This is a genomic window from Streptomyces sp. NPDC050560 (assembly GCF_044457285.1).
Classification (GTDB): Bacteria; Actinomycetota; Actinomycetes; order Streptomycetales; family Streptomycetaceae; genus Streptomyces.
Genome location: NZ_JBITGT010000023.1, coordinates 75,902 through 95,609, shown reverse-complemented (window position 1 = coordinate 95,609; position 19,708 = coordinate 75,902). Strand labels below are relative to the sequence as shown.

Here is a 19,708-nt window from a genome sequence, read left to right as displayed (position 1 = left end):
TGTGCCGCGGGGCCCCCGCCCCCCCCCCCGCCCCCCGGGGGGCCCCCCCCCCCCGCGCGGGGGGGGGGCGGGGGGGGGGGGGGGCCCCGCCCGGGGGGGGGGGGGGGGCCCGGGGGCCCCCCCCCCCCGCCGCGCGGCACCGTGCCGCCCGTCGCCTTCGCCGTTCTAGAACAGCCGCAGCTTGTCGTCCTCGATGCCCCGCAGGCCGTCGTAGTCCAGGACCTGGCAGCCGATGCCGCGGTCCTGCGCGAGCACCCGCGCCTGCGGCTTGATCTCCTGGGCCGCGAACACGCCACGTACCGGGGCCAGATGGGGGTCGCGGTTCAACAGGTCCAGATAGCGGGTGAGTTGTTCCACCCCGTCGATCTCGCCGCGGCGCTTGATCTCCACGGCCACCGTGCGGCCCTCGCCGTCCCTGCACAGGATGTCCACCGGGCCGATGGCGGTCGGGTACTCACGGCGGATCAGGGTGTAGCCGGGGCCCAGGGTCTCGATGCGGTCGGCGAGCAGCTCCTGGAGGTGGGCCTCCACGCCGTCCTTGATCAGGCCCGGGTCCACGCCCAGTTCGTGCGAGGAGTCGTGCAGCACCTCCTCCATGGTGATGATGAGCTTCTCGCCCCCCTTGTTCACCACCGTCCAGACACCGCTGTCGTCCCCGGTGCCCTCCTTGAGGGTGCAGGGCGGCGACATCCAGTTGAGGGGCTTGTAGGCCCGGTCGTCGGCATGGATCGAGACGCTGCCGTCCGCCTTCACCAGGATCAGGCGCGGCGCCGACGGAAGGTGTGCAGTGAGGCGGCCCGCGTAGTCGACGGAGCAGCGGGCAATGACGAGACGCATGGTCGGCAACCTACTCGACGCCCGCTCGCCGCGCGATTCGCGGGTGCCCCTGCGGCCGGTCGCGGGTGCCGGGGGACCGGAACACCGCCGCCCGCCGCCGTGTTGACGGTCGTGGCGCCGCGCGCGTTCTCCTGGTGTGCGCGGTGCGGGGGTGTCTAACGTGTGTGCGGTCGTCATCCGAGCACGGTGCGTGGGCGGCCCGATTCCGGTACCGCCCCCGGGCCCCGGCGCGGGGGCACGAGAGGAGAACGACATGTCGCTGGACGTCTCACCGGCGCTGCTCGAACAGGCCGAGCGGGGCGAGGTCGACGAGGCCGCCTTCGTGGACTGCGTCAGAACCTCCCTGCCGTACGCGTGGGAGACGATCAGCTCCCTGGTGGACCGGCTGCGTACCGACGGCGGCGACTTCGCCGACAACAGGACTCCGCCGCCCGACGAGCGGGCGCGCGGGCAACTGCTGCGGGCGCTCGCGAGCGACGCGATCCGGGCCGCGCTCCAGCGGCACTTCGGGGTGCGGCTGGCGTTCCAGAACTGCCACCGGGTCGCGGTGTTCGACGAGGCCGCCGCGGGCCCCGCGCACGCCCGTTTCACCTCCCTGCGCGGCCAGGTGCTCAACCAGTCGCCCGATCTGCGCGACTGCTGACCCGCACGGGACTCCCGGCCCCCGCCCCGCCGGGGCCGGGAGCCCGGCCGATCTGCGGATGGGCGGATGAACGGCTGCCTCGTACGGGGTAGTCGCGCGTACGGCTGTTGACGGCGGCCCGGAATGCGGCGCGTCGGCGGTTACGCTGGAACGACGCCCTCGACCCCTCGGCCGCGCGCCGGGCGGGCGGGGCCCGTATCCGGCCCGACGTATCCGACCCGAGAGGTGTGCCGTGTCCCCGCGCCGCAACCGTGCCTCGTCCCGCCGGGCCGAAGAACCGCAGGAGGAGCGCGGCGGCCGCTACGGCGGCTTCCAGCACACCGAGAGCTGGCAGGGCGACGACTGGAGCGTGCGCCATGTCGCGGGCGCCAGCGCGGCGGGCAAGACGTACCGCTGCCCCGGCTGCGACCAGGAGATCCCCTCCGGCATGCCGCACGTCGTGGCCTGGCCCGAGTACGCGGGCGTGGACGAGCGGCGGCACTGGCACAAGGCGTGCTGGTCCGCCAAGGACCGGCGCACCACCCGCGTGCAGCGGTCGAGGAACGCGCCCCGCTACTGACCAGGCGCCCCCGCGCGGCCGTCCCTCCCCCTCACACGTCCCTGCGGTCGAGCAGCGCGAACGCCCCCGCGACGGCCCCCGCGGTCACCACCACGAGCAGCCACAGTTGGGGCGTGCCGCCGCCGCTGCCGTCGTCCAGGCCGAAGATCTTGGCCAGCGCGTTCGGGGCGTTGTAGTCCAGCATCTTCCTGCCGATCGGCTTCAGGCTGTCCGCCAGCATCAGGAACGCCGGGACGATCGCCGGCAGCAGCACCACGCCCATCATGGTCGTGACGGCGCCCGCCGAGTGCCGCAGCATCGCGCCCACCGCGAGCCCCAGCACCCCCAGCAGCGACACGTAGAGCGAGCCCTTCAGCAGCGAGGGGCCCATGCCCACCGACGACGCCCCGCTGTGCATCGAGGAGGCGGCGAGGCCGACCAGCAGGATGGAGACGAAGGACACCACGAACGCCACCGCGAAGAACACGAGGAACTTCGCCGCGAGCACCCGGTGCCGCTGCGGGGACGCGGTGAGCGTGGTCCTGATCATCCCGGTGCCGTACTCCGACGTGATCACCAGCACGCCCAGCGTGATCAGGCAGATCTGCCCCAGCATCAGCCCGAAGAACGCGGGCAGCGTGTACGGGACGTTGCCGTAGTCGTTGTCCTTGGTCTGCGCGGTGAGGATGAGACCGACGCCGATGACCAGGATCAGGAAGACCCCGAGCGTCCACATCGTGGAGCGCACGGTCCTGATCTTCGTCCACTCCGAGGTGAGCGCGTTGCCCAGATGGGTACGGCGGATCGGGATCGGCGAGGTGTACGAGCCCCCCGGCGCGGCCTGCCAGGCGTCCGCGTGCCCGCCGGGCGCAGGGAACGGGCCGGGCGCGGGCGGCGCGCCGTACGGGACCGCCGGCTGCTGCGGCGGCGTGGGCGGCGTCTGCGGCGTGGTCATCGAACGTCCTCGCTGTCCTGCTGGGGCTTGACGGGGGCGGGCGCCGGGCCCGCGTACGGGCCTGGCTGCCCGGCGGGCGCCTGCGCGGGCGGCGCGAACGGGGTGCCGCCCTGCCCCGGCGGTGGCGGCGCGTACCAGCCCGGCTGGCCCTGCCCCGCCACCGGGAGCTGCGGCGCCACATAGGCGCCTGGCGGCAGCGGCTGCTGGAGCCCGGCGCGCTGGTCGTCGACGGAGCGGTAGTCCACGGCGCCCTGTGTCATGCGCATGTACGCCTCTTCGAGGGACGCCTGGTGCGGGGACAGCTCCCACAGCCGTACGTCGGCCCCGTGCGCCACGTCGCTGATGCGGGGCAGGGGTATCCCGGTCACCCGCAGCGCCCCGTCCGGCTCGGGCAGCACCTGGCCGCCCGCCTCGCTGAGCGCCGCCGCCAGCTTCTCCCGCTGCTGCGGCTCGGTGTCCGGGGTGCGCACCCGGGCGAAGTCGGCGCTGTTGCGCGAGATGAAGTCCTTGACGCCCATGTCGGCGAGGAGCCGGCCGCGCCCGATGACGATGAGGTGTTCCGCGGTGAGGGCCATCTCGCTCATCAGGTGCGAGGAGACGAAGACGGTGCGGCCCTCGGCGGCCAGCGACTTCATCAGGTTGCGCACCCAGAGGATGCCCTCCGGGTCGAGCCCGTTGACCGGCTCGTCGAAGAGCAGGATCTGCGGGTCGCCCAGGAGCGCCGCCGCGATCCCGAGGCGTTGCCCCATGCCGAGCGAGTACCCCTTGGAGCGCCGCCGCGCCACGTTCTGGAGGCCCACCACGCCCAGCACCTCGTCGACCCTGCGGGCCGGGATGCCGGAGAGCTGGGCGAGGCAGAGCAGGTGGTTGCGCGCGTGCCGGCCGCCGTGCACCGCCTTGGCGTCCAGCAGGGCGCCGACCTGGCGGGGCGCGTTCGGCAGCTTGCGGTACGGGTAGCCGCCGACCGTGACATGGCCCGAGGTGGGCTGGTCGAGGCCGAGGATCATCCGCATCGTGGTCGACTTGCCCGAGCCGTTGGGCCCGAGGAAGCCGGTCACGGCGCCCGGCCGCACCTGGAAGGACAGATTCTCCACGGCGGTCTTGTCGCCGTACCGTTTTGTCAGGCCGACGGCCTCGATCATCGCTCAGCACCCATCACCGCGTAGGGCAGGGGCGTCGCCCCCGTACGGCTAAGGAGGATAACCGGGCCCGTACGGTTCCCGTTCGGCCGTGCGAACCGGAATCCGGTCTCCCCCCGCCGCCGGGCCGGCCCGGCCCTCTCCGCCGAGCCGGCCCGGCCGCGTCTTCGGGGGGCAGGCCGGGCCGCCGCGCGGGCTCAGGCGTCGCGCCGCTTCAGCACGGCGTAGCCCACGAGGAGCGCCGCGACGACCCACAGCGCCATGATCCCGAGGCCGCCCCAGGGCCCGTACGGGGTGTCGTCGTCCACCGGCGGCACCACCTGCATGATCTTGCTTCCCGCCTGGTCGGGCAGGAACCTGCCGACCTTCTTCGTCGCGGAGACCGCGCCGAGGATGTTGGAGATCAGGAAGAAGAACGGCATCAGGATGCCGAGGGAGAGCATGGGGCTGCGCAGCATCGAGGCGACGCCCATGGAGAACAGCGCGATCAGCGCCATGTAGAGCGCGCCGCCGAGGACCGCGCGCAGCACCCCGTCGTCGCCGAGCGAGGCGGAGTGGTCGCCCAGCATGGCCTGGCCGAGGAAGAACGAGAGGAAGCTGGTGACCAGGCCGACGACGAAGGCCAGCACGGTCGCCACGGCGAGCTTGCTGAACAGGAAGACCCCGCGCTTGGGCACCGCCGCGAGCGAGGTGCGGATCATGCCGGAGCTGTACTCGTTCGACACCACCAGCACCCCGAAGACGATCATCGCGAGCTGGCCGAGGCTCATCCCGGCGAAGCTGGTGTACGTCGGGTCGAAGGCGAGCTTGTCGTTACGGCTCATGTTGTCGAAGTCGTTGTTCGACAGGGCGCTGATCAGCATGCCGAGCGCGACGGTCACCACGGCGGCGATGGCGAGGGTCCAGACCGTGGAGGCCACCGAGCGCACCTTGGTCCACTCCGAGCGGAGTACGGGCGTAATCATGCTCATGACCCCTTCCGCTGCTGCCATCCGGAACCCCAGCCCTGCCCGCCCCCCGGCGGCCCCTGCGGCGGCGGGGGCTGCGGCGGGCCCTGCGGGGGCGGCGCCTGGGGCGCACCCTGCTGGGGCGGTGCCTGCGGGGGCCCCTGGGGCTGTCCCTGCGGGGGCTGTCCCTGCGGTGGTTGGGCGACGCCCGCAGGCGGCGGCGCCCCGGTGCCGCCCGAGTGCGCGTGGTACTCCACCGAGCCCGCGGTGAGCTGCATGAACGCCTCTTCCAGGGACGCCTGCTGGCTGCTCAACTCGTGCAGTACGACGCCCTGCTGTGCGGCAAGCTCGCCGATCTGCGGGGCGTTGCCCCCGTCGATCTCCAGCGCGCCGTCCGACCCCACGACGGCGGTGACCCCGGCCGCGTGCAGCGCGTCGCGCAGCGCCTCCTGCTGGGGCGAGCGCACCCGCACGTACGAGCGGGAGTTCTGCCGGATGAAGTCGGCCATGGTGGTGTCCGCGAGGAGCCGCCCCTGGCCGATCACCACCAGGTGTTCCGCGGTGAGGGCCATCTCGCTCATCAGGTGCGAGGAGACGAAGACGGTGCGGCCCTCGGCGGCCAGCGACTTCATCAGGTTGCGAATCCACTGGATGCCCTCGGGGTCGAGCCCGTTGACCGGCTCGTCGAACATCACGATACGGGGGTCGCCCAGCAGGGCGCCCGCGATGCCGAGGCGCTGGCTCATGCCGAGCGAGAAGCCCTTCGCCTTCTTCTTGGCGACCGAACTCAGGCCGACCGTGTCGAGGACCTCGGCGACCCTGCGGGTGGGGATCTTGTTGCTCTGCGCGAGGCAGAGCAGGTGGTTGTAGGCGGTGCGGCCGCCGTGCACGCCCTTCGCCTCCAGCAGGGCGCCGATCTCCTTCAGCGGCTCCCTGTGGCGGTCGTAGCGGCGGCCGTCGATGCGCACGTCACCCGACGTCGGTCTGTCGAGCCCCAGCACCATGCGCATCGTGGTGGACTTCCCGGCGCCGTTCGGCCCGAGGAACCCGGTGACCGTGCCCGGTCTGACCGTGAAGCTGAGGCCGTCCACGGCGGTCTTCTGCCCGTAGCGCTTCGTGAGTCCGGCTAGCTCGATCATGGTGCCACGCTAAGCGGTAGGGGACGGCGTTGCCATATAAGTGTGTGAGCCTTGGCTTGCATGCCGACCCTCGTACCCCCGAAGTTTCCCGGTGATCCCCGCACAGCTGTGCGAAACGCCGACGGGGAAAGCCACACCCGCCGGGAGGCGGGAAAGCCGCGCCCGCAAAAGCGAGGGGCCATGGGACGGCGACGCCCTCCCATGGCCCCTGCCGCGCGCGACACCGCGCGGCCTACGACACCCTCACCCGACACCCCCGGACGGCCCCGGACAGGAAGAACCGCCTCGCACCGGCGCCCGGTGCGAGGCGGTACATCCGTACGCGGCTCTCCCGCGCGTCAGCGGGACTGCTGGGCGGGCACCCCCCGGGAGGCCGTCTCGTCCTCCGGCGAGCCCGCGGCCGCCACGGCGGCACCGGTGAGCGTGGCCAGCATCTCGCGCACATTGGTGAGCTGCGCGTTGATGGAGTCGCGCCGGTTCGTCAGCGCCGCCAGCTCCCGCTCCGACTCGCTGCGGATGCGGTCCGCCTTCGCGTTGGCGTCGGCCACGATGTCCTCGGCCTGGCGCTGCGCGGTCTCCACCGTCTGGCGGGCCCTGCGCTCCGCGTCCGTACGCAGCTTCTCCGCCTCAAGACGGAGCTGCTCCGCACGGTGCTCGATCTCCGCGAGCCGCTTCTCCGCCTTGGCCTGACGGGACGCCAGGTCGCGCTCGGACTGCTCGCGCCGCTTGGCGAGGTTCGTCTCGAAGTCCGCGGCGGCCTGGGCGGCCTTGGCGCGGGTCTCCTCGAAGAGGGCGTCGGCCTCCTCGCGCTTGGACTGGGCGTCCTTCTGCGCCTCGGCCCTGAGCGTGGTGGCCTCGCCCTTCGCCTTCTCGACGATGCGGACGCCCTCGTCCTCGGCCTTGGCCTTGCGCTCCTGGGCGAACGACTCGGCGTCGTTGCGCACTTGCTGGGCGGCCGACTCGGCGAGTTCGCGGTGCTGTTCGGCCGCGCGGCGCGCCTCTTCGCGCAGGTCCTTGGCCTCCTCCTCGGCGAGACGGAGGATCTTCTCGACGCGAGCGCCGAGACCGGCGTACGACGGCTCCGCGTCGTTCACCTGGGCCTGAGCGTTCTGCGTTTCCAGGTGGAGCTCTTCAATGCGCTTTTCCAGCGCGGTGATGCGTGAGAGTGCGCCGTCACGATCGGAGACGAGCTTGGAAATGCGTTCGTCCACCTGAGCGCGGTCGTACCCACGCCGCACCAGCTCGAAGCCATAGGGGGAAGTGTCGCTCATGGGGTTCCTGTCGAAAGAGACCGGGTGAGGTGATAGGGGGAATCCTAGGGGGCTCGACGGCGTGTCATCGAGCGGATGTCGGTTTGATCTGGAGAATGACACCCCTTTTGGGTGGCTGATGGTAGGAGTACTTGCCCCGGGGGCCACAACCGTCCATCAGAATCACAGAACTTACCGTTCTGACTAGCCGTCCGACGACTTGCCACCCGATCGTGATGACCCGGCGCTCGCGCCCGCCTTGACGCCCGAGCCGGCGCCGCCCTCGGCCCCGCCGTTCGCTCCGCCGCCGGGGGTCTCGAAGGACTCCAGCGCCTCCAGCACGTCCTGGACACGGGAGATCTCGGTGTTGATGTCCTGGCGGCGCCTGGCGAGCACTTCCAGCTCCCGCTTGCCGTCGTCGACGATCCTGGTGGCCTCGGCCTGCGCCTCGCCCTTCACCCGCTCGGCCTCCTGGCCGGCGTCGACGCGTTTCTGCTCGGCCTCCTTCAGCAACTGCTCCGCCTTCTTCACGGCGGCGATACGCACCTTGCTCGCCTCCGTGGACGCCTCGGACACCAGCTTCTCCGCCTGCGACGCGGCCTCGGCACGCTGCTCCTCCGCGGCCTTCACCAGCGCGTCGCACCGCTCGCCCGCGGTCTTCATGGCCTCCGCGGACTCCCGGCGCGCCCGCTCGTGCAACTCCTCGATCTCGTCGGTGATACGGTCGCGCAACTCCTCGGCGCGCTGCCGGATCTGGGTGGCGTCCCTGCGCGCGCCGACCAGCAGCTCGTCGGCGTCCGTACGGGCCTGCTCCACCAGGGAGTTGCCCTCGACCGTGGCGGCCTGGACGAGACGCTCCGCCTCCGCGCGGGCCGCTCCGACCATGGTGTCGGCGCGCGCCTCCGCGTCCGCGGTGGTGGAGAGCGCGGTCTGCTGGGCCTGGGTGGTCAGTTGGTCGGCCTCGGAGACCGCCTCCGTGATGAGCGTGTCGACCTGCTCCGCGGCCTCGCTGCGCCGCTTGTTGGCGTCCTTGCGCGCCTCGTCGAGCAGCCGCTCGGCCTCCTGCCGCGCCGCGGCCTCCACCTGCTCGGCGTGCGCCTCCGCGTCCGCCTTCACCCGCTCAGCCTCGGCGCGGGTGCGCTCCGCGTGCTGGTGCGCGGCGGCCGCGGCCTCGGCGGCCTCCGTGCGCATCCGCTCGGACTCGGTGGTGGCCTCCGCGATGAGCTGGTCGGCCTGGGACGCCGCGTCGGAGCGCATCCTGTTGGCGTCGTCGCGCGCCTCGGTACGGGCGCGCGTCGCGTCCTGCTCGGCGGCCTCCAGGGCGGTGGCGGCGTCGTCGCGCACCGTCTCGGCGCGCGCGGCGGCCTCGGAGCGCAGCCGCTCCGCCTCCGTGGCCGCGTCGGCGATGGTCCGCTCGGCTGCGGCCTTGGCGGCGTCGCTCTCCTCGCCCGCCTCGCGCCTGACCCGGGAGGCGTCCTCGCCGGCCCGCTCCCGCTCGGCGTAGGCGTCGGCCCGTACCCGGTCGGCCTCCTCCTGCGCCTCCCGCTTGGTGCGCTCCGCCGCGTGCTCCGCGGCCGAGCGCAGGCCCGCGATCTCGTCCTGCGCCTGCTCCTGCAACCCGGCGACCGAGTCCCGTACGGACTGCGCCGTGCTCTCCGCTGCGCCCACCATCTCGGTGGCGCGCCTGTCCGCCTCCTCGACCAGCCGGACGCCCTCCGCCTGGGCCTCCTCGACCCGCTTGCGGGCCGCGGCCAGCAGCTCCTCGCTCTGCTCGCGGGCCCGCTCGCGCTCCTGGTCGGCCTCGGTACGGGCGCCGCCGAGGAGTTCGTCGGCCTCCGCGCGCAGCCGCGCCGCCTGCTCCTGGGCGCCCGCCAGCGCCTCGGCGGCCTCGGCCCCCGTGCGCTCGGCGGCGGTCGCCGCCTCGGCGCGCATCCGGTCGGCGGCCTCCTGCGCCTCCGCCTTCAGCCGCTCGGCCTCGGCCTCCGCCTCCGAACTGAGCCGCCCCGCCGCGGCCTCCGCCTCGGTGCGGGTGGCGGTGGCCTCGGAGGCGGCGTCGGCGCGCAGCCGCTCCGCCTCCGCGGCGGCCTGGTCGTGCAGCGTCCTGACCCGCTCCGCCGCCTCGGCGCGCTGCCGCTCGGTCTCCTGCGCCGCCTCCCTGCGCAGCCGCTCGGCCTCGGCGCGTGCCTCCGTGAGGGCGGTCTCGGCGGCGGCGAGCCGCTCCTCGGCCTCGGTGTGCTGCCGGGCGAGGCCCTCGGCCGCGGCGGCCTGCCGGGCCTCGACCCCGGCCTCGGTCTCCTCGCGCAGCGTCACGGCGGCTGCCTCGGCCTCCGCCTTGACGGCGGCCGCCTGCTCCTCGGCCTCGGTGCGCAGCCGCTCGGCCTCGGTCCTCGACCGCTCCAGCGCCTCGTCGGCCTGCCGGCGCAGCGCGGTGGCACGCTCGATGGCCTCGGTGCGCACCTTCTCGGCCTCGCCCTGGGCGGTGCCGCGCAGCTCGTCGGCGTCGGCCCTGGCCTTGGTCAGCAGCTCCTCGGCGCTCTTCGCGGCCTCCTCGATCTGCTGGACCGCCTCGCGGCGCGCCTCGCTGCGGATGCGCTCGCCCTCGGCGGCGGCCTCGCCGCGCAACTGCTCGGCCTCGCCGCGCAGCCTGCGGGCCTCCTCCTGGAGTTCGACCGTCTTGGCGCGGTACTCCTTGGTGTCGTCCTTCGCGGCGCCCTTCAACTGCTCCGCGATGTCGTGGGCCTCGCCGCGCAGCCGGTCGGCCTCCGCCTCGGCCTCGCCGCGGATGCGCTCGGCCTCCTCGGCCGCGGCCCTGGTGGTCGCCTTGGCGTCCTCCGACGCCTTGGTGACGACCTCCTCGGCCGTACGGGCCGCCTTCGAGAGCTGGGACGCGGTCTCCTCCGCGGTAGCGGTGCGCGCCTTCTCCTCGGCGGCGGCGATCACCTGCTCGGCGCTCGCGCGGGCGTCCGCGACGATCCGCTCGGCCTCGGCCTTGGCGGCCTCCGCCTCCTCGGTGGCCTCCGCGACGAGCCGCGCCACCTGCTCCTTGGCGGTACGGGTGCGCTGCTCGTTGGCGGACTCGGCGCCCGCGACGACCTTGGCGGCCTCGTCCTTGGCCGCGGCGAGCACCTGCTCCGCGTCGGCACGCGCCTTGTCGAGGGCGGTGCCGGCCTCCGTCATCCGCTGCTCGGCGGCGCGGCTCAGCTCGGTGGCGCGGCGGCGGGCCTGGTCGGACTCGTCGGAACTGGTGGAGCGGACCCGCTCGGCGTGCTCCGCGGCCTCCTGGGCCTGGGCCGCGGCGGTGTCCACGAGCCGCTGGGCGTCGGTGCGGGCGCGCCGCAGCAGCGCCTCCGCCTCGGCGCGCGCCGCCTCGGCGTCGTCGGTGAGGCGCTGGCGCGCCTGCCCGGTCAGCCGCTCGGCCTCGGCGCGTGCCTGCGCCACGGCGGCCTCCGCCTCGGCGCGCGACTCGTCGAGCAGCCTGCGGGCCTGCTGCTCGCTGCGGGAGCGGAGCTGCTCGGCCCAGGCGACGTTCTCGTTGACGTGGGACTCGACGGTGGCGCGCCGCTCGGCCAGCTCCTGGTCGAGCTGCTGGCGGCGGGAGACCGCCTCCGCGTGCAGCTCGGCCTGGAGCCTCGCCTGCTGCTCGGCGTGCTCCTGGAGGATGCGCTGCGTCTGGGCGCGGGCGTCGCGCAGCTCGCGCTCGGCGTCCGCGCGTAGCTGGTCGGCCTGGGTCTGGGCGTTGCGCAGCAACTGCTCGGCCTGGTAGCCGAGCCCCGCGCTGTCGTACGCGGGCCGGGTGGCCAGGCTGCGGCGGGCCTCGTGCAGCTTCGCCCGCAGCACCTCGACCTGATAGCCGAGGTCCTCGGCGTGCTGGATGGCCTTTTCCCGCTCGGTCTTCAGCCGGTCCATCTCGGCCTCGAACCGAGACAGGGAGTCGACGTCAGCCCGCTCTCGCTCCTGGCGTTCGTAGCCTGGCACTGCGCGGTCCCATCCGTCCCCTGGTCGCAAGTCACTCCTTACGGACCCCGTCCGCGGTGCCGGACGGAGCCCCCGGGGAAATGGTGTCAGATCAACTGCCGGGCGAGGACCGCTGCCCCGCGCCCGCCCCCGGAGACCCGGACCCCGGCGATGGCCGCGCCCTCGTGTGCCCGGCCGACCCCAACCCTACCCGGCTGCGGTATACGCAAGGCAGCGCTCCACGGGGTTCGCGACCGCTTCCCCGGCCCGCGGCGGGGTCGTGTCCCGCGCCCCGCGAGGGGACACGGCCCGCGGGATCAGCGCTCCCCGCCCGCCCCTGCCTCCCCGCTCTCCCCGTCCGCCCCGGTACGCCCCGCCGCGGTGACGATCTCCGTGAGGACGCCGTGGCAGTCCTTCGGGTGCAGGAACGTGATGCGGGAGTCCATCGAGCCGCGGCGCGGCGCGTCGTAGAGGACCCGTACGCCCTTGTCCCTGATGGCCTCGGAGTCGGTGTCCACGTCGGCGGTGCCGAAGGCGATGTGGTGGACCCCCTCGCCGTTCTTGGCGAGCCACTTGCCGACCGCGCTGTCCTCGCGGATCGGTTCGAGGAGCTGGAGGTACGAGGCGCCGCCGTCGTCCGTGCCGTTGATCCGCAGCATGGCCTCGCGCACCCCCTGCTCCTCGTTGATCTCGGTGTGGTGCACTTCGAAGCCGTATGTCGCCCGGTAGAACTCGACGGTGCTGTCGAGGTCATGGCAGGCGATCCCGATGTGGTCGATGCGCGTCAGCATGGCCCTAGTGCAGCGGGTGGGCGCGTGTGCGCGCAACGTGCGCGCGATCACACTCGGGTTGCGATGACGCCGCGGCTACCCCTCAGTACATTCGTGTGAACCATCGTTCACTCGGCCGCAGCCAGGACCTACGCTGGAAGGACCGCCACGCCCACGGGCCGTGGGGCTCCGGCGGGGACCCCGGCGGAACCTCCGTAGAAGGGGACTCGTCATGCCGCACTCCTCCTCCACCACCTCGGTGATCGTCGCGGGCGCGCGCACCCCGATGGGGCGGCTGCTCGGCTCGCTCGCCCCGTTCTCCGGCGCCGACCTCGGCGGCTTCGCCATCAGGGCCGCGCTGGAGCGCGCCGGGATCGGCGGGGACCAGGTGCAGTACGTGATCATGGGCCAGGTGCTCCAGGCGGGCGCGGGCCAGATCCCGGCGCGCCAGGCGGCGGTCAAGGCGGGCATCCCGATGACCACGCCCGCGCTCACCGTCAACAAGGTCTGCCTCTCGGGGCTCGACGCGATCGCCCTCGCCGACCAGCTCATCAGGGCGGGCGAGTTCGACATCGTGGTGGCCGGGGGACAGGAGTCGATGACCAACGCCCCGCACCTGCTGCCGGGGTCGCGAACCGGCCATAAGTACGGCGCGATCGAGATGCTGGACGCGATGGCCCACGACGGCCTGACCGATCCGTTCGAGCACATCGCGATGGGCGAGTCCACCGAGCGGCACAACACCCGGCTGAAGATCCTCCGCGCCGAGCAGGACGAGGTCGGCGCCCGCTCCCACCAGCGGGCCGCCGCCGCGCGCAAGAACGGCGTCTTCGACGCGGAGATCGTCCCCGTCAAGGTGCCGCGCCGCGGGGGCGAGCCCGTCGTGGTCCGCGAGGACGAGGGCATCAGGCCGGAGACCACCACCGAGACCCTGGGCAGGCTGCGCCCCGCCTTCGACGCGGACGGCACCATCACCGCGGGCACCTCGTCGCAGATCTCGGACGGCGCCGCCGCGGTGGTCGTGATGAGCAGGGCGAAGGCCGAGGAACTGGGCCTGACCTGGCTGGCCGAGATCGGCGCGCACGGCAATGTCGCGGGCCCCGACAACTCCCTCCAGTCCCAGCCGTCGAACGCGATCGCGCAGGCGCTCCGCAAGGAGGGGCTCGCCGCCTCCGACCTGGACCTGGTCGAGATCAACGAGGCGTTCGCCGCGGTCGTGGTGCAGTCGGTGAAGGACCTCGGGGTGTCGTCTGAAAGGGTGAACGTCAACGGCGGCGCGATCGCCCTCGGTCACCCGATCGGGATGTCGGGGGCCCGGCTCGTGCTCCACCTCGCCCTGGAACTGCGGCGCCGCGGCGGCGGTGTGGGCGCGGCGGGCCTGTGCGGCGGCGGCGGGCAGGGCGACGCGCTGATCGTACGGGTGCCGAAGGGCTGACGCGGCCGGGACCCGGGGAGCCGGGTGCCGACGGGCCGGTGCGCGCCGACGGAACTCGACGGAACTGGACGGAGTGGTGATGCAGGACGTCTCGTCGCTGGTGGCCCGGGCGAGGGAGGGCGCGCCGCGCGCGGTGGCCCGGCTGATCTCCCTGGTGGAGGGGGCCGCGCCGGAACTGCGCCGGCTCATGGCGGAGTTGGCCCCGCTGGCCGGGCACGCGTACGTCGTCGGGCTGACGGGGGCGCCGGGCGTGGGCAAGTCCACCTCCACGTCCGCGCTGGTCAGCGCCTACCGCAAGGCGGGCAGGCGGGTCGCGGTGCTGGCCGTCGACCCCTCGTCGCCGTTCTCCGGGGGCGCGTTGCTCGGCGACCGTATCCGAATGTCCGAACACGCCCTTGACTCTGGGGTCTACATCCGCTCGATGGCGACCCGGGGGCATCTCGGCGGTCTCGCCTGGGCGGCACCGCAGGCCATCAGGGTGCTGGACGCGGCCGGCTGGGACGTGATCCTGGTCGAGACCGTCGGGGTCGGCCAGTCCGAGGTGGAGATCGCCTCCCAGGCGGACACCTCGGTGCTGCTGCTCGCGCCCGGCATGGGCGACGGCATCCAGGCCGCGAAGGCAGGCATCCTGGAGATCGGCGACGTCTACGTGGTGAACAAGGCCGACAGGGACGGCGTCGACGCCGCGGTCCGCGAGCTGAACCACATGCTGGGCCTCGGCGAGGCCAGGGAGCCGGGGGACTGGCGCCCGCCCGTGGTGAAGACGGTAGCCGCGCGCGCCGAGGGCGTGGACGAGCTGGTGGCCGCCGTGGACAAGCACCGCGCCTGGATGGAGGAGCGGGGCGAGCTGCGCCGCCGCCGTCTCGACCGTGCGGCCCGCGAGGTGGAGACCATCGCCGTCACCGCGCTCCGGGAGCGTATGGCGGACCTGCGCGGCAACACCCGCCTCGAAGCGCTCGCGGAACGCGTGGTGACGGGCGGCCTCGACCCGTACACCGCGGCCGACGAACTGGTACGGGGGGTCACCGGGAGCTAGCCCCGGGCCCCACCGGGAGCCGAGGGCTCACCGAGAGCCGGCCCAGGCTTCGACGGGAGCCGACCGGGGCTTCTACGGAAGCCGGTCCGGGGCACCCGGGCCCGTCACGCGCCGTCCCGTTCCCGCGGCAGCAGCGAGCCGAGCGGGCCGAGGTCCAGGTTGAGGTCGTCGGGCGTGAGGCCGTAGCGGTCGCACAGCTCGGCCATGCGCTCTTCGAGGACCATCAGCGTGAGGCCGACGCGCTCCTCCTGCGTCTCGTCCAGGTCGCCGCGCTCGACCCGGTGCAGGGCCGTGCGCTCCATCAACTGCCGCAGCAGCTCGACGATCGTGAGGACCAGCTTCATCAGGTCGCGCTCGACCGCCTCCGGGTCCGTACGCAGCCGCTGCGCGATGTCCGCCGCCGGAGTGCCGGGCGCCGGACCCGCGGCGGGGGAGGGGGCGGGCGCCCCGTGTCCTGTCGTCATCGCTCACACCTCCCAGGGGGCGGGCTCGTCGGCGGTGATGGAGCGGATCACCGCGCGCAGACTGATGTGCACCAGATCGACGTCCGCGACGGAGAGCACCAGGTCCCCGGTGAGGACGGCGCCACCGCTCAGCAGCCGGTCGAGCAGGTCGATCAGGGCGACCTCCCGGCCGCCGAGCCCCTCGTCCTCGAAGCCGGTGGTCCTGGCGCCGGGCGCGAACGGGGCCCCTGGCAACGGCTCCGTCATGGTCCTTCCGTCCCCTCGGGCGCCGTGAACGAGTACGGCGCCCAGGGCCCGGTCACCTCGACCCGCACCCCCCGCGCCCCCTCGGCAAGACCGGCGACCGCGTCCCGGAACGCGCCGAGGGCGCGGCGGTCCACGAGATACGCCTCGTTGGCGACGTTCTCACCCGGCCCCGAGGCCAGCGCCCCGGACTGCGGCCGGTGCACGGCGCGCCCCCGGGCGAGCCCGGCCACCGCGGACGGCAGCCGCGCCGCCACCGCGCCCGCCGCGCGGTCGGCGTCCCGCCTGCCCCGCCGCAGCTCCTGACGCTTCCTCAGATAGGCCCGCCCCGGGCTCTCCCGGGGCCCGGCGGGGTCAGGCGGGTCCGCCGCGGGCGCTTCCCCGTCCTGGGGCGCCGTGTACACCTTGACGCCCAACTCCTCGTGCCCGTCGAGCCAGTCGAGGAGCCGCCCGAAGTCCTCCGCGCCGTCCCGCAGGGCCTCCGCCACCCGGGCGTCGTCGTGGTAGACGGTGGCGAGACGCAGGGGCAGCACCGTCGCCCGCGCGTGCAGCGCGTCCACGACCGCGTGGTGGGCGCGGGCCAGCGCCGCCAGCTCCTCCAGGTCGTTCAGCCGCCCCTCAAGGGCGCCGCTCTCGAACTCGCGCGCGGGCACGGACGCCACCACCGCGGCCACGTCGCCCTGCCGCACAAGACGCAGCGCGGGGCCCCGGGGGTCGCCCGGCACCGTCGGCGGGGGAGCGGGTGCGCTCGCCCGGCAGATGCCGTACGCATAGGAGACGGTCGCGGTGTCCTGCCGCGGTGAGACGGTCTCGGCTGTCAACGCTCCCCACTCCTCTTGCTGTTGCCCCCGCCACCGGTCTCGCCGTCCGGGTCGGCCTTGCGGCTCCGGCCGCCGCCGCGGGGGAGCGCCGCGGCCCGCAGCTCGGCCACCTCGGCGCGCAGCCGCGCGATCTCCTCGGCCTGCCCGCCGTCCGCCTCCACGGGCTCGGACCCACCGCGGTGCCCCGCCGCCATCTGCCGGTCGGGGGCCTCGCGCCGGGCGTGGGAGGAGAGCGAGGGGTCGTGCTCCCACCAGTCGATGCCCATCTCCTTCGCCTTGTCCACGGAGGCGACGAGCAGCCGCAGCTTGATGGTGAGCAGTTCGATGTCGAGCAGGTTGACCTGGATGTCCCCCGCGATCACCACGCCCTTGTCGAGGACGCGCTCCAGGATGTCCGCGAGGTTCGCCGAGGTCCCGGGGCCGCCCCCGTACGGGGAGCCGGCCGGGGGGCCGCCCATGCGGGCCGCCAGTGAGTCGGACACGTCAGTTCACCCTCTTCTCGTACGAGCCCCGTCAGCGCCGCCCGGCGGGCTCGGCCTCCCGCTCGTCCTCGAACTCCTCCTCGTACGGGGCCTCCTCGGCGTCCTCGGCGACCGGACCCTCGGCGTCGTCCTCGTACTCGGCCTCGTCCTCGTCGGCGGCGTCTTCGGTGCCTTCGGCGTCCTCGGCCTCGTCGTACGCGTCGTCGTCGTACGCGGCCTCGTCGTCGGCCTCCTCGACCGGCTCGCCGTCCTCGGTGTCTTCGGCGCCCTCTGCGTCCTCCGCGTTCTCTGCGTCCTCCGCGTTCTCGGCGCCGTCGGACCCGGGCTCGTCGGCCGCGCGCTCCTGCTCCTCTTCCTCGCGCCGCAGCGCCTCCTCGTGGTCCTCGACGACCTCGCCGTCCCGGATCTCGCCGCGCCAGGAGTCGGTGGCCTCGCCGCGCATCATGATGAACTTGCGGTAGAGCTTCAGGTCGAGCCGTGCCCGCCTGCCCTGGGCGCGCCAGATGTTGCCGGTCTTCTCGAAGAGCCCCTTGGGGAAGTACTCCAGGACGAGCAGGACGCGCGTCAGGTTGTCCGTGACCGCGTGGAAGGTGACGACGCCCTTCACGGTGCCCTTGGCGCCCTCGGTGGTCCAGGTGATGCGCTCGTCGGGGACCTGCTCGGTGACGTTCGCCTTCCAGCTCCTGGTGGACTTGGCGACCTTCACCTTCCAGTTGCTCGACGTGTCGTCGCTCTTCTCCACGCTGACCACGCCCTTGGCGAAGGTGGAGAACTCCTGGAACTGCGTCCACTGGTCGTACGCCTCGCGCACCGGCACGCCGACGTCGATGTCCTCGCTGACGGTCACCGACTTGGACTTGCCGCCGCCGCCCTTGCGGCCCTTGCCGAACAGCCCCTTCACCTTGTCTTTCAGCGTGTTCTTCAGGTGGTCCTTGCCCGCCGCCTTGAGCGCGTCGACGGGGGAGCCGCCCTCGGTGAGCGCCTGGCCGCCCTTGGCGAGGCTGCTCGTGAGGCCGCCGGGGGTGCCGAGCTTGTCCGCGCCCTCGCCGATCCGCTTGCCGAGGTTGGTCACGGTGTGGGTGGCGCGGGCCACCAGGTAGTTGCGCAGTTCCTCCTTGAGCCGGTCGGTCGCCGGGGCTTCGGCGACCTCCTTGCGCAGGGTTCCGAGTGCCGAGTCAGCCATTGCCGCCTCCCCTGGTGGCCCTGCGGGCGGTGCCCGAGGCCGTCTTGCGCGCGGTGGAGGAGGTGCCGCGGGCGCCTGAGGCCGCCTTGCGGGTGCCCTTCGCCGCGGTCTTCTTCGCCGGGGCGCTCTTCTTCGCCGGTGCCGCCGCACGGGTGCGGCCCTTCTGGGCGGTCTTGCGTGCCGTCCGCTTGGCGGGCCGCTCCTCCCGGGGCGCTTCGTCCTCGGCGGTGTCGGTGTCGGTGTCGGCGGCCGTGCCGCGTGCGGCGCCGTCCTCGTCGTTCTCCTCCTGCTCCCCCTGCTCGCCGTCCCCGCCGCCTTCGAGGCGCTGCGCGCGCTCGTGGAGGGTGTCGGCGAAGCCGCCGATCCGGTTGGTGAGGGCGGTGGTCGCGGCCGACTTCGTGGCGTCGAGCAGTTCGCCCCGCACCTGGTCGTTCAGGCCGCCGAGCAGCTTCGAGTCGCCCAGCAGCCCACTGAGCTGCTTGGGGTCGAGAGAGAGCTTCTTGCCGGCGAGGAACATGCCGAATCCGATGGCCATTTTGGCCTTCTTCGTACGGCCGAGGAAATAGCCGCCGACCACCGCCGCGGCTATCTTGGCGTTGTTGGACATCATCTGTCGCGCACCTCGTTCTCCATGTCCGAATGTCCGAGAGTCTTCTGGTGTGCGGGCGCGGTCGGCCGCCGAGTCGCGGGCCGGGAGCGCGCGTACGGCGGTGACCGCCGCAGCGTCAGGAATCGAGACCGAGGCGCGCGCGTTCGCGCTGGATGAAATCCAGCCGGTCCAGGAGTTCGTCCTCCCGCCGGTCGAATTCCTCCTCGGAGACCCGGCCCGCGAGGAGGTCCTTCTCCAGGTCCGCCAACTGTTCGCGGACCGGCGCCGGATCGTAGTATTCCTGCTCGGCCGCTGTCAGGACGTGTCCGAGCACCCAGGTGAATCCACGGAGGGGGGCCACGGGAAGAGTGAGGACCTGGGTGATGAGTCCCATGGTGTTACCTCCCGCTCTTCCTTGCGGCCGGTTCCCGTCCGCTCTGTGCCGATGCCGCCGTTTCTTTCCCGTCCTTCTCCGCGCCGTGTCGTTCTCTGCCGTTCTTTCCCGTCTGCCACCGCGCGGAGCACTTATGCGTCGCCGCCGGACTCTTCTCGGTCCTGCGGCCCGGCGTCACACGAAGCTGTAGGGCGGCAGCGGCCCGTTCAGCCGGATCGTGTACGCCTCGCTGTGCCGCTCGGCCTCCTGGTGCACCGCCTCGGAGAAGGCGGCCGCGCCGTCCCGCCCGACGAGGAAGGACACGTTCACCAGGGTGTCCTGGAGCGGCTGCCCCGCGGCGGTCTTCAGGGCGGCGGGGGCGAGGCGCCCGGTGATCTCCCGCGCCTCCTGCTCCCTGCGCCGCTCCACCTCCCGGGAGATCAGCTCGCCGAGGCGGACCCGGTCGCCGTGCGCCCCGGGGTTGTCGCGCGTCGCCTCGTTCAGCTCGCGGATCTCCGTCGAGTCGCGCAGGATCTCCCGCAGCAGGTCGTCCTCGTCCCTGGACACCTTCAGGCTGAACTCCAGGCAGCCGTCGAGTTCGGTGAGGCGGCGCCGGTAGTTCTCGCTGTTCTCTTCGAGCGCCGCGGCCACCTGCTCGTCGTCGGGCCCCACGAGCCCGAACCGCATCGGCAGCACCGCGCCGTCCGTCATCAGGCGCTCCAGCACGGCCTGGTGGGCGGCGACGTCGCGGCGCTTGGCGCGCAGCCCGTCGGGCGCGTCCCCGACGACCGCGGTCAGCTCCCCCGACCGCACCGCCCGCGGCGGCGTCCCGTCCTCGCCGACGCCCCTCAGCCCTTCCAGGCGCACCGGGTGGTCGGCCGCGGTGATCGCGTAGACGTACGTGGACACG

Annotated in this window: 20 protein-coding genes; 4 read left to right on the top strand and 16 right to left on the bottom strand. The window is 73.4% G+C overall.

From position 1 onward, the window contains the following. Positions 1 to 165: 165 nt before the first annotated feature. Positions 166 to 837 (bottom strand): endonuclease NucS, encoded by a 672-nt coding sequence (gene nucS / locus ACIBIW_RS35035; RefSeq protein WP_399342312.1) that lies wholly within the window; start codon positions 835 to 837, stop codon positions 166 to 168. Between the two features lie 253 nt (positions 838 to 1,090). Here nucS and ACIBIW_RS35030 point away from each other — a divergent pair, with 253 nt between their 5' ends. After that, a complete protein-coding gene (locus tag ACIBIW_RS35030; protein WP_399342310.1) occupies positions 1,091 to 1,480 on the top strand; it encodes an SCO5389 family protein in 390 nt (129 codons plus the stop codon). 232 nt (positions 1,481 to 1,712) lie between these two features. Further along, positions 1,713 to 2,039 carry an ATP/GTP-binding protein gene (locus ACIBIW_RS35025; protein ID WP_399342309.1) on the top strand — a complete coding sequence of 109 codons (327 nt, stop codon included), beginning with the start codon at positions 1,713 to 1,715 and terminating at the stop codon, positions 2,037 to 2,039. Positions 2,040 to 2,070: 31 nt separating this feature from the next. Here the strand turns inward: ACIBIW_RS35025 and ACIBIW_RS35020 are convergent, their stop codons facing one another. From ACIBIW_RS35020 to mce, 7 genes are all read right to left on the bottom strand, one after another. Further along, the gene (locus tag ACIBIW_RS35020) at positions 2,071 to 2,973 is read right to left on the bottom strand and encodes an ABC transporter permease (protein ID WP_399342307.1); all 903 of its coding nucleotides are present in this window, start codon (positions 2,971 to 2,973) and stop codon (positions 2,071 to 2,073) included. Beyond that, positions 2,970 to 4,115, bottom strand: coding sequence for an ABC transporter ATP-binding protein (locus ACIBIW_RS35015; RefSeq protein ID WP_399342305.1), 1,146 nt, complete (start codon positions 4,113 to 4,115; stop codon positions 2,970 to 2,972). Before ACIBIW_RS35015 ends, ACIBIW_RS35020 begins: the two co-directional genes overlap by 4 nt. 194 nt (positions 4,116 to 4,309) lie before the next feature. Next, entirely contained in the window at positions 4,310 to 5,083 is a 774-nt protein-coding gene (locus ACIBIW_RS35010; RefSeq protein ID WP_399342304.1) for an ABC transporter permease, read from the bottom strand. Next, positions 5,080 to 6,198 carry an ABC transporter ATP-binding protein gene (locus ACIBIW_RS35005; protein ID WP_399342302.1) on the bottom strand — a complete coding sequence of 373 codons (1,119 nt, stop codon included), beginning with the start codon at positions 6,196 to 6,198 and terminating at the stop codon, positions 5,080 to 5,082. The genes ACIBIW_RS35010 and ACIBIW_RS35005 overlap by 4 nt, the downstream gene beginning before the upstream one ends. 338 nt (positions 6,199 to 6,536) lie before the next feature. Further along, positions 6,537 to 7,469 (bottom strand): cellulose-binding protein, encoded by a 933-nt coding sequence (locus ACIBIW_RS35000; protein WP_399342300.1) that lies wholly within the window; start codon positions 7,467 to 7,469, stop codon positions 6,537 to 6,539. 183 nt (positions 7,470 to 7,652) lie between these two features. Next, the gene (scy, locus tag ACIBIW_RS34995) at positions 7,653 to 11,423 is read right to left on the bottom strand and encodes a polarized growth protein Scy (protein ID WP_399342298.1); all 3,771 of its coding nucleotides are present in this window, start codon (positions 11,421 to 11,423) and stop codon (positions 7,653 to 7,655) included. Between the two features lie 296 nt (positions 11,424 to 11,719). After that, the gene (mce, locus tag ACIBIW_RS34990; RefSeq protein WP_399342296.1) at positions 11,720 to 12,193 is read right to left on the bottom strand and encodes a methylmalonyl-CoA epimerase; all 474 of its coding nucleotides are present in this window, start codon (positions 12,191 to 12,193) and stop codon (positions 11,720 to 11,722) included. Between the two features lie 211 nt (positions 12,194 to 12,404). Here mce and ACIBIW_RS34985 point away from each other — a divergent pair, with 211 nt between their 5' ends. Continuing rightward, complete coding sequence (locus tag ACIBIW_RS34985) at positions 12,405 to 13,607, top strand: acetyl-CoA C-acetyltransferase (protein ID WP_399342295.1); 1,203 nt, start codon at positions 12,405 to 12,407, stop codon at positions 13,605 to 13,607. Positions 13,608 to 13,686: 79 nt separating this feature from the next. Further along, complete coding sequence (gene meaB, locus ACIBIW_RS34980; RefSeq protein ID WP_399342294.1) at positions 13,687 to 14,643, top strand: methylmalonyl Co-A mutase-associated GTPase MeaB; 957 nt, start codon at positions 13,687 to 13,689, stop codon at positions 14,641 to 14,643. Positions 14,644 to 14,747: 104 nt separating this feature from the next. Here meaB and ACIBIW_RS34975 read toward each other — a convergent pair whose 3' ends face one another. The 8 genes from ACIBIW_RS34975 to ACIBIW_RS34940 all read right to left on the bottom strand — a co-directional run bounded on the left by ACIBIW_RS34975 (position 14,748) and on the right by ACIBIW_RS34940 (position 19,707). Continuing rightward, complete coding sequence (locus tag ACIBIW_RS34975) at positions 14,748 to 15,107, bottom strand: gas vesicle protein K (protein ID WP_399342292.1); 360 nt, start codon at positions 15,105 to 15,107, stop codon at positions 14,748 to 14,750. A 3-nt stretch (positions 15,108 to 15,110) separates the two neighbouring features. Next, positions 15,111 to 15,353, bottom strand: coding sequence for a gas vesicle protein (locus ACIBIW_RS34970; protein WP_399342290.1), 243 nt, complete (start codon positions 15,351 to 15,353; stop codon positions 15,111 to 15,113). After that, positions 15,350 to 16,171 carry a GvpL/GvpF family gas vesicle protein gene (locus ACIBIW_RS34965; protein ID WP_399342288.1) on the bottom strand — a complete coding sequence of 274 codons (822 nt, stop codon included), beginning with the start codon at positions 16,169 to 16,171 and terminating at the stop codon, positions 15,350 to 15,352. Before ACIBIW_RS34965 ends, ACIBIW_RS34970 begins: the two co-directional genes overlap by 4 nt. Next, positions 16,168 to 16,653 (bottom strand): gas vesicle protein, encoded by a 486-nt coding sequence (locus tag ACIBIW_RS34960; RefSeq protein WP_399342287.1) that lies wholly within the window; start codon positions 16,651 to 16,653, stop codon positions 16,168 to 16,170. The genes ACIBIW_RS34965 and ACIBIW_RS34960 overlap by 4 nt, the downstream gene beginning before the upstream one ends. Positions 16,654 to 16,684: 31 nt before the next feature. After that, positions 16,685 to 17,836: an SRPBCC family protein gene (locus ACIBIW_RS34955; RefSeq protein ID WP_399342285.1), complete on the bottom strand. Its 1,152-nt coding sequence runs from the start codon at positions 17,834 to 17,836 to the stop codon at positions 16,685 to 16,687. After that, entirely contained in the window at positions 17,829 to 18,446 is a 618-nt protein-coding gene (locus ACIBIW_RS34950; protein WP_399342283.1) for a hypothetical protein, read from the bottom strand. Before ACIBIW_RS34950 ends, ACIBIW_RS34955 begins: the two co-directional genes overlap by 8 nt. A 115-nt stretch (positions 18,447 to 18,561) precedes the next feature. Then, entirely contained in the window at positions 18,562 to 18,819 is a 258-nt protein-coding gene (locus ACIBIW_RS34945; RefSeq protein WP_399342281.1) for a gas vesicle protein GvpG, read from the bottom strand. A 174-nt stretch (positions 18,820 to 18,993) separates the two neighbouring features. Next, the gene (locus tag ACIBIW_RS34940) at positions 18,994 to 19,707 is read right to left on the bottom strand and encodes a GvpL/GvpF family gas vesicle protein (RefSeq protein ID WP_399342279.1); all 714 of its coding nucleotides are present in this window, start codon (positions 19,705 to 19,707) and stop codon (positions 18,994 to 18,996) included. Position 19,708: the final 1 nt, after the last annotated feature.

Excerpts from the sequence above, each read along its gene's own strand:
- ACIBIW_RS34975 (WP_399342292.1), bottom strand. The coding sequence starts at position 15,107 with ATGACGACAGGACACGGGGCGCCCGCCCCCTCCCCCGCCGCGGGTCCG.
- mce (WP_399342296.1), bottom strand. The coding sequence starts at position 12,193 with ATGCTGACGCGCATCGACCACATCGGGATCGCCTGCCATGACCTCGAC.
- nucS (WP_399342312.1), bottom strand. The coding sequence starts at position 837 with ATGCGTCTCGTCATTGCCCGCTGCTCCGTCGACTACGCGGGCCGCCTC.
- meaB (WP_399342294.1), top strand. The coding sequence starts at position 13,687 with ATGCAGGACGTCTCGTCGCTGGTGGCCCGGGCGAGGGAGGGCGCGCCG.
- ACIBIW_RS34950 (WP_399342283.1), bottom strand. The coding sequence starts at position 18,446 with ATGATGTCCAACAACGCCAAGATAGCCGCGGCGGTGGTCGGCGGCTAT.
- ACIBIW_RS34970 (WP_399342290.1), bottom strand. The coding sequence starts at position 15,353 with ATGACGGAGCCGTTGCCAGGGGCCCCGTTCGCGCCCGGCGCCAGGACC.
- ACIBIW_RS35005 (WP_399342302.1), bottom strand. The coding sequence starts at position 6,198 with ATGATCGAGCTAGCCGGACTCACGAAGCGCTACGGGCAGAAGACCGCC.
- ACIBIW_RS34945 (WP_399342281.1), bottom strand. The coding sequence starts at position 18,819 with ATGGGACTCATCACCCAGGTCCTCACTCTTCCCGTGGCCCCCCTCCGT.
- ACIBIW_RS34985 (WP_399342295.1), top strand. The coding sequence starts at position 12,405 with ATGCCGCACTCCTCCTCCACCACCTCGGTGATCGTCGCGGGCGCGCGC.
- ACIBIW_RS35010 (WP_399342304.1), bottom strand. The coding sequence starts at position 5,083 with ATGAGCATGATTACGCCCGTACTCCGCTCGGAGTGGACCAAGGTGCGC.
- ACIBIW_RS35030 (WP_399342310.1), top strand. The coding sequence starts at position 1,091 with ATGTCGCTGGACGTCTCACCGGCGCTGCTCGAACAGGCCGAGCGGGGC.
- ACIBIW_RS34955 (WP_399342285.1), bottom strand. The coding sequence starts at position 17,836 with ATGGCTGACTCGGCACTCGGAACCCTGCGCAAGGAGGTCGCCGAAGCC.
- ACIBIW_RS35015 (WP_399342305.1), bottom strand. The coding sequence starts at position 4,115 with ATGATCGAGGCCGTCGGCCTGACAAAACGGTACGGCGACAAGACCGCC.
- ACIBIW_RS35020 (WP_399342307.1), bottom strand. The coding sequence starts at position 2,973 with ATGACCACGCCGCAGACGCCGCCCACGCCGCCGCAGCAGCCGGCGGTC.
- ACIBIW_RS35000 (WP_399342300.1), bottom strand. The coding sequence starts at position 7,469 with ATGAGCGACACTTCCCCCTATGGCTTCGAGCTGGTGCGGCGTGGGTAC.